General features: G+C 70.8%; 4 protein-coding genes. All 4 read left to right on the top strand.

Annotation, left to right across the window (positions count from 1 at the left end):
• The first annotated feature begins 723 nt into the window (after window positions 1-723).
• Window positions 724-2160: a glucose-1-phosphate adenylyltransferase gene (gene glgC / locus PKE44_RS12910; RefSeq protein ID WP_324551831.1), complete on the top strand. Its 1437-nt coding sequence runs from the start codon at window positions 724-726 to the stop codon at window positions 2158-2160.
• 263 nt (window positions 2161-2423) lie between these two features.
• Window positions 2424-4829: a glycogen debranching protein GlgX gene (gene glgX, locus PKE44_RS12905; protein ID WP_324551829.1), complete on the top strand. Its 2406-nt coding sequence runs from the start codon at window positions 2424-2426 to the stop codon at window positions 4827-4829.
• Window positions 4826-6652, top strand: coding sequence for a malto-oligosyltrehalose trehalohydrolase (gene treZ, locus PKE44_RS12900; protein ID WP_324551827.1), 1827 nt, complete (start codon window positions 4826-4828; stop codon window positions 6650-6652). Before glgX ends, treZ begins: the two co-directional genes overlap by 4 nt.
• Window positions 6653-6664: 12 nt before the next feature.
• Window positions 6665-6860, top strand: a 196-nt coding sequence (locus PKE44_RS12895) for a hypothetical protein (RefSeq protein WP_324551824.1), incomplete at its 3' end; no start/stop codon positions are given.

Genomic DNA, 6860 nt, shown 5'->3' with positions numbered 1-6860 from the left:
GTGTGGCGGGCGTACGGATCGGCGGCAGCGACGGTCACGGCAGGTCTGGGGCTCGGGCGGACGCGGGACCGCGCATGGTGAGACGCGCGCGCCACGGCAGCAAGCACGGTGCGGGCTTTGCGCGATGTGCAAGTGCAGCGACAGAGCGGATCGCGCGGCGCAGCAGGCTGAACGTTTGGCAATGAAAGTGAACTGTCGTTGCGGGAACGCTTTGCCCTTGCGCTCATCGAAAGTGCTGTTCGTCGCTTCCGGCGTACGGGCCGTGATTGCCGGACCGGCACGGCCCGCCACCGCAAACGCACGGCGTGCAGCGTCCCCACCCGATGCAGGGCCACGGGCCGAAATGTCCGGGCGAGCGTCGCTGCGCGCCCGCGGCAGGCGAACGGGCCGCAGGCGCATTGGCAGCGGGACGGGCGGGATTGCCGATGGCCGCGTCAGGCGCGCACCGCGGTTCAGGTAATGATTCCGGTGGTTCCGGCGTAATGGTTTCACCCGATGGTTTCACCCGCAGTTTCAGCCCATTCAAGGCAGTACCGGATCAAGGGTCGGCAGACGGAACGGGCCGGCATGCGGGTGGCCCGCAATCAGCAGGGAAACCGGCAGGCGTCTGATTCCCGATGCTGCCGGTCCGGAACTTCCGGTGCGGGCTGCCATTCCAGATGCGATGACAATGGGCCGTGCGCCAGCCGGCGAACGGCGGTTCGATCCGAGGAGATTCAGCCGATGCACCCGACCAAGCCCGTGATGCCGAACGTCGAGTCCCGTTTCGTCAGTCGTCTGACCCGTGAAACCCTGGCGCTGGTCATGGCCGGCGGGCGCGGCACGCGCCTGCGCAACCTGACCCAGCACCGCGCCAAGCCGGCCGTGCCCTTCGGCGGCAAGTTCCGGATCATCGACTTCACGCTGTCGAACTGCATCAACAGCGGCATCCGCCGCATCGGCGTGCTGACGCAGTACAAGAGTCACGCGCTGATCCGCCATCTGGAGCGCGGCTGGAGCTTCCTGCGCGGCCAGTTCGGCGAATTCATCGAACTGCTGCCGGCCGAACAGAACTCCGATCTCAGCTCCTGGTATGTCGGCACCGCCGACGCCGTTTACCAGAACATCGAATTCATCCGCCGCCACCAGCCGCGTTACGTGCTGGTGCTGGCCGGGGATCACGTCTACAACATGGATTACGGGCCGATGCTCGCGCATCACGCGGCCAGCGGTGCCGACATCACGATCGGCTGTATCGAGGTGCCGCTGTCCGAGGCCGTCGATTTCGGGGTCATGGAAATCGACGAAAGCACGCGCGTACACGGTTTCATCGAAAAATCCCCGAATCCGAAACCCATGCCCGGCCGTCCGGACACCGCGCTGGCGAGCATGGGCATTTACGTGTTCGAAGCGCGTTATCTGCTCGATGTATTGAAGCGCGACGCCGGCATGCGTAATTCCGGGCATGATTTCGGCCATGACGTGATTCCGGAAGCGATCCGCGCCGGGCGCGTCCACGCCTTCCCGTTCCGCGACCTGTTCGATCCCGACAGGCAGGGCTACTGGCGCGATGTCGGTACCGTCGATGCCTTCTGGCGCGCCAACATCGAGCTCTGCGGCGCCGAGCCGGTGCTGAACCTCGATGACGAGCGCTGGCCGGTGTGGACCGGCGAGGAACAGTCGGCGCCGGCGCGCTTCTCGTCGGTGCCGGATGGCCCGCGCAGCGTGATCGAGGATGCGCTCTGCTGCGGCGGCTGCACGGTGACCGGCGCCACGGTCGAGCGCTCGGTGCTGTTCACCGGCGCCCGCGTCGAGGCCGGCAGCCGCATCGAGGAATCCCTGCTGCTGCCCGACGTGCGCGTCGGGCGCAACTGCCGCATCCGCCGCGCCGTCATCGACGAGGGCTGCGTCGTGCCCGACGGCCTCGTGATCGGCGAGGACGCCGCCAGCGACCAGCGCCTGTTCCACCGCAGCAGCGAAGGCATCGTGCTGGTCACGCAGGAGATGCTCGACAACCTGCAGGCGCGCGGGGCCGGGGCCGCCATGCCGCTGCCGGCCGTGCCGCCGGAGACCGCACCCGTCCGGGCACCGGCCCCGCGCACGCCGCTGACGGTGCGCACGCCGCTGCCCGGCCCGCACACCGGCCGCAACGGCCGGCGGCCGGACCTCGCGCTGAACTGAGGACGGCCTGCCGCACTCCGTTAATCCTGCCGGGCAAAAGCCGCTCTTGGCCTTTCGGGTTCCGCCGGCGCGCCCGGTGGATCGTGTGACCCCCCGCACACGGTCCGCCGGGCGTGTCCGGTGCCTGTCCGGGCTGGCAGCCGGCGGCAGCCGCGAAGGCCGGAGCCGCCGCTTGGGGAAGTCCGGTCACCGGGCGGCAGAACCCGGTCCGACCTGCCACCGTGTACCGGCCCTGCCGACGATCCGCCCTGCACGAGGACACCATGCCTGTCGCCGACACCTTGCTGCCGAGTTCCGCCACCGCCCTCGGCGCCCTCTGGGATGGGCGCGGTGCGCATTTCGCCGTGTTCGCCGAGGATGCCGAGGCCGTCGAGCTGTGCCTGTTCGATGCGCGCGGCGAGGAACGCCGGCTGCAGCTGCCGGACTGCACGAACGGCATCTGGCGCGGCTACCTGCCGCGCGTGCAGCCCGGCCAGCGCTACGGCTACCGCGTGTACGGGCCGTACGACCCGCAGCGCGGTCACCGCTTCAATCCGCACAAGCTGCTGATCGACCCGTATGCGCGCCAGCTCGCCGGGGCGCTGCGCTGGAACAAGGCCTTGTACGGCTACCGCATGGGCGGTGCGAAGGCCGATCTGGTGCCGGATCGCACCGACAGCGCCCGCTACCTGCCGAAGGCGGTGCTGGTCGATGCCTCGTTCGACTGGGGCAACGACCGGGCGCCGCGCACGCCGTGGTCGGACACGGTGATCTACGAGCTGCACGTCAAGGGCTTCACGCAGCGCTTTCCCGGCCTGGGCGACACCGAGCGCGGCAGCTTCGGCGCGCTCGGCGATCCGGCGGTCATCGACTACCTGCGCCGGCTCGGCGTCACCGCCGTCGAGCTGCTGCCGATCCATGCCTTTGCCCGCGATCACCACCTGCTCGACCAGGGCCTGACCAACTACTGGGGCTACAACACGCTGTCGTACTTCGCGCCGGAACCGGCCTACCTGTCCGACGGCACGCTCGGCCAGATCAAGTGGGCGGTCCGCGAGCTGCACGCCGCCGGCATCGAGGTGATCCTCGATGTCGTCTACAACCACACCTGCGAGGGCAGCGAACTCGGTCCGACGCTGAGCTGGCGCGGCTTCGGCAACGCCAGCTACTACCGGCTGCTGCCGGACAACGCCCGCTACCACATCAACGACACCGGCTGCGGCAACACCGTCAACTTCTCGCATCCGGCGGTGATCCGCATGGTCATGGATTCGCTGCGCTACTGGGTGCAGGAATTCCACGTCGACGGCTTCCGCTTCGACCTCGGCGTCACGCTCGGGCGCGAGGTGCACGGCTTCGACCCCGGCTGCGGCTTCTTCGATGCGCTGCTGCAGGACCCGCTGCTCGCCCGCGTCAAGCTGATCTCCGAACCCTGGGACATCGGCCCCGGCGGCTACCAGATCGGCCAGCACCCGGCCGGCATGGCCGAGTGGAACGGACGCTTCCGCGACGACGTGCGCTGCTACTGGCGCAGCGACGACGGCCTGCGCAGCGCGCTGGCCGCGCGCCTGCAGGGCTCGGCCGAACTCTTTGACCACCACCGGCGCAAGCCCTGGGCGAGCGTGAACTTCATCACCGCCCACGACGGTTTCACGCTGCGCGACCTCGTCAGTTACAACGACAAGCACAACGAGGCCAACGGCGAGGACAACCGCGACGGCGGCAACGACAACGCCAGCTGCAACTGGGGCTGCGAGGGACCGACCGACGACGTGATCGTCAACGACGCGCGCCTGCGCGTCAGCCGCAGCCTGCTGATGACGCTGTTCTTCAGCCACGGCACGCCGATGCTGCTCGCCGGCGACGAGTTCGGGCAGACGCAGGCCGGCAACAACAACGTGTACTGCCAGGACAACGAGCTGTCGTGGCTCGACTGGGAGCGCGCCGCAACCGGCGAGGGCAGGGCGCTGCGCACCTTCGTCGAGCGCCTGATCCGGCTGCGGCGCAGCTGGCCGCTGCTGCAGGGGCTGTATTTCCAGCACGGTCACCACGAGTCCGACGCGGGCCTGCGCGACGTGTTCTGGTTCGACGAGCGCGGCGTCGAGCTGATCGACAGCGACTGGCACAACGTCGCCGCGCGCCTGCTCGGCCTGCGCCGTGCCGCCCGCCGTGCCGATGGCCGGCTCGACGTGCTGGTGCTGCTGCACAACGCCGACGGGGCCGGGCACACGTTCCGGCTGCCGCCGCCGCTGTATGACTTCCGCGTGCTGATCGACAGCGCCCACCCCGAACTCGACAGCGATCCGGTGCGGGACGGCCGCTACGTGGTCTCGCCGAACACCTGCGTGCTGCTCGCCGGCCACCAGCGCCGGGAGCCGCTGCCCGACGAGGTGGCGGTCGAATCGGCCGCGCTCGCGGCTGCCGGCGCAGCGCCGGTCGATGCGATCAGCGATCCCCCGGACGGCCCGATCGATCCGGCGCCGCTGCCGCCGCCCGAGCCGGCGCCGGACCCGGCGCCCGAGCCCTGGCCCGAGCCCGTACCCGATCCGGTGCCCGAACCGCGTCCGCAGCCGGTCCCCGACCCGGCTCCGGAGCCCCCGCCGCGCCCGTGGCCCGATCCGGCGCCCGAGCCGCAACCCGAACCGCTGCCGGGCTTCGATGATCCCGGGCCGCTGCCGGTGCCGGCATGAACGCCGGCGTGCAGCGCCCCGTCGCCTGCGGCTGTCCTGCGCGTGCCGATCACGACTTCGGCGCGCGCGTGCTCGATGACGGGCAGGTGCAGTTCCGGCTGTGGGCACCGGGCTGCACGCAGGTCGCGCTCGAGCTTGAACTCGACGGCCGGCCGCCGCTGGCGATGACGGCACTCGATGGCGGCTGGTTCGAGGCCAGGACCGACGCCGCTCCCGGCGCGCGCTACCGCTACCGCGTCGCTGCGGACCTGGCCGTGCCGGACCCGGCCTCGCGGCTGCAGGCCGGCGACGTGCATGAGGCCAGCGTCGTCGTCGGGCCCGGTGACTACGTCTGGCAGTATCCGGACTGGCGCGGCCGGCCGTGGCCGCAGATGGTCATCCTCGAAGTCCACGCCGGCGTGTGCGGCGGCTTCGACGGCGTGCGCGCGCAGCTGCCGCGCTGGGCCGAAGCCGGCATCACGGCGATCGAGCTGATGCCGATCGCCGATTTCCCGGGCCGGCGCAACTGGGGCTACGACGGCGTGCTGCCCTACGCGCCGGACACCGCCTACGGCACGCCCGCGCAGCTGCGCGCGCTGATCGACGCCGCGCACGGACTCGGGCTCTGCGTCTACCTCGATGTCGTCTACAACCACTTCGGCCCCGAGGGCAATTACCTGCACGCGTATGCGCCGCAGTTCTTCGTCGCCGATGCGCAGTCGCCGTGGGGCGCGACCATCGACTTCTCGCAACCGGCGGTGCGGGCCTTCTTCACCGGCAACGCGCTGTACTGGCTGCTCGACTACCGCTTCGACGGCCTGCGCTTCGACGCCGTGCACGCGATTCCGGACCCCGGCTGGCTCGATGAGATGGCCGCTGCCGTGCGCGCCGCGACCCCCGGCCGGCACGTGCACCTGATGCTCGAAAACGAGCACAACACGGCTTCGCACCTCGACGGCGACTTCGATGCGCAGTGGAACGACGACGCGCACAACGCGCTGCACGTGCTGCTGACCGGCGAGCGCGAGGGCTATTACGCGAACTACGCCGGGCGTGCCGGCGAGCTGTTCGTGCGCTGCCTCGGCGAAGGCTTCGGCTGGCAGGGCGAGCCCTCGCCGGGCCACGACGGCCGGCCGCGCGGCACGCCGAGTGCGCACCTGCCGGCCTCGGCCTTCGTGTTCTTCCTGCAGAACCACGACCAGATCGGCAACCGCGCGCTCGGCGAGCGGCTGCTGGCGCTCTGCGCGCAGGCCGGCCGGCTCGAAGCCTGGCGCGCGGCGCTGGCCGTGCAGCTGCTCTGCCCGCAGGTGCCACTGCTGTTCATGGGCGACGAACTCGGTTCGACCACGCCGTTCCTGTTCTTCACCGACTTCCACGACGAACTCGCCGAGGCCGTGCGCGAGGGCCGCCGGCGCGAGTTCGCGCAGTTCGCGGCCTTCGCCGATCCCGAACGCCGCGCCGCGATCCCGGACCCGAACGCCGGGACGACGTTCGAGTCCTCGCGCCCGCAGCCCGGCGATCCCGAGGATGCTGCCCGGGTGGCGACGCTGCTGCGCCTGCGCAACACCTTGCTCGCGCCGCGGCTGGCCGGCACACGGGCGCTCGGCAGCGCAGCGCTCGGACCGGCGGCGCTGCGTGCCCGCTGGCGCCTCGGGGACGGTACGATGCTGACGATCTACACGAATCTCGCCGACATGCCGGTCGAGCTCGACTTCGTGCCGCCGGCCGGCTCGCTGCTGTACGAGAGCCGGGACGGCGCCGCCGCGGCGCTGGCGCGTGACGATCTGGCCGCTGCTGCCACGACGGTCTGGCTGTCCGCAGGCACGGTCCCCGATTCCCCCTGACGGAAGTCCAAGATGCCCCACGCCCCGGCCGATCTTGCCGCACTTGCCCAGACCGCCGGACTGGCGGCCGAATGGACCGATTACCGCGGCATCCGCCACGCCATCGCCCCCGCCACGCAGCAGCAGGTGCTCGAAGCCCTCGGCATCGACTGCACGGGTGCGGCCGCGATCGCCGACAGCCGCGCGCGGCTGCTGGCCGAGGCCGCAG

The organism is Plasticicumulans sp., from assembly GCF_035331805.1.
Taxonomy (GTDB): domain Bacteria; phylum Pseudomonadota; class Gammaproteobacteria; order Competibacterales; family Competibacteraceae; genus Plasticicumulans.
This window is presented reverse-complemented; position numbering and strand designations above follow the sequence as displayed.